This is a genomic window from Variovorax sp. P1_G12 (assembly GCF_056405555.1).
Genome location: NZ_JBFUBW010000091.1, coordinates 1 through 1,660, shown reverse-complemented (window position 1 = coordinate 1,660; position 1,660 = coordinate 1). Strand labels below are relative to the sequence as shown.

The window sequence follows — 1,660 nt, the reverse complement described above, 5'->3', positions numbered from 1 at the left end:
GTATCGAACAGGCCGAGCATGCGCACATAGCTCGGCACGCCGAACAGATTGCCGCCGATCAGCAGGTGCTCGTGCAGCCAGTTGACGAACACGCGGGCCTGTGCCGCGCCGCGGCTGAAGCCGAACACGTCGATGTAGATCGCCCCGATCTGCGGGCGCGTCGCGCGCGCCGTGACCTGCTGGCTCAGTTCGTTGCGCACCTTGGAGAGAAATTCGTGCCGCTCGCGGGCATTCGCGACGAGCCCCCGCTCCAGGCCCAGGTCATCGAGAATCTTCTGCTCTGCGGTCAGGCGGTACTGGCGATTGGCGGGGTCCTGGTTGGCATCAGGGACTCGGGCTGATGAGCAGAGGACTGCGAGCGCCGGCAGGTTGAAGCGCGCGCGCCTATTCAGAAAGGTGTGTACGGAGTTGATGGTTTCCAACAGCCCATAGAGGATCCGCGCCTCCCCGCCCGCACCTGCAGGGCCGCCGAAAGCTTCGGCTTCGGTCTTGCCGATCTCGGTAAATGGAGTTCCGACACCAGAAACGTAGTAACGAAAAAATCCATCTTCGGGTCGCCTCTTATAGGCTTGCCAGAGCCGAACAACGTTGGTGTGGACAGGGCCTTCCTGAACGTTCTGATTGTTATCGGTGCCATCGAAGAAAATGCCGATGTTGAGATTGTTTTCGCATTTGCACGCCTGCGCATGGGCCAGGGGTTGCGTACTTTGAACGGTGGCAGATTGAAGAACAGTCTTGAACTGACTCATTGTGTGGTGCTCCCTTGTTTGCTCGACTACCGGCTCTTGATGGTTGACTGGGGCTCCTTGCTCGGCTGCGGCGCATAGACCGGCGCCGGGCCAAAGGGGTAGGGGGGGCCTGGATAGGAAGGACTGATCGGAGATTGGTCTGCATACCAAAGTTCGACCCTATTACCCGGCAGGAAATGGACATAAATCGCTGACCCTCCTTCTCCCGGTTGGACCTCGAAGTGAACGGGCACCGTGGCCTCGTGTTCTTCTTCTTTGCATTGTTGGCTCAGATCTTCGAGTCGGCCGTTCACGAACTTCATACCGCCTATGTCACAGGTCTGCCACTTCACATTCACCATCACGGGCTTGGTGATCTTGCGAGGCAGCAGCACGCAGCACACGCCGCCGCCTCCGCCGCCCCACCCGGAACTGTTGCCGCCCCAGCGCCCATTCAGAGAGAAGCTGGGCACACCGATGTTGGAACCGTAATGGCCGACCCCTGAGATCGGCGCTCCGATCATGTCTTTGTCCGGCACGAGGTCATCCGCGCTCGTGGCGCAGCCGGTAGCGAGTGCGACCACTGCGAAGGCAGCGATCAGGCGGCGGGCGATTTGGCCCACGGATTGGAAAGGGCGCATGGTCCGATTCCTCCTGGTTTCTGTGTTTGATGAAGTGCCGCGCTGTGTCAGCGCGTGGGGAGTTAGTGCGCGGCTATGGCCCACGTCGCTGTGCGCGCCGGGGCAGTGGTGCTCGTGGCAGCGCTCCGGCAGGATGGTGCCCTCGGCGATGGCCACACTGTCGGCCGGGAAGTTGGTACGAAGCTCGTGCAGCGCCACGTAGTGCAGGCAGTTCTTCACCTCGGGGTGGATGAGCAGGTCCTTCGCCTGCGCCCACCCGTTGTGCCCGGTGTTGCCGATGGCATTGGTCAG

Annotated in this window: 2 protein-coding genes; both read right to left on the bottom strand. The window is 61.4% G+C overall.

Features of this window, described 5'->3' with window-relative positions; translation table 11 throughout:
- The coding region (locus tag AC1D2O_RS37660; protein WP_478158925.1) for a phospholipase effector Tle1 domain-containing protein at positions 1 to 749 on the bottom strand (749 nt) is incomplete at its 3' end.
- A gap of 26 nt (positions 750 to 775) precedes the next feature.
- Positions 776 to 1,660 (bottom strand): DUF3304 domain-containing protein (locus AC1D2O_RS37655; RefSeq protein WP_478158924.1); only part of this gene is annotated, 885 nt, incomplete at its 5' end.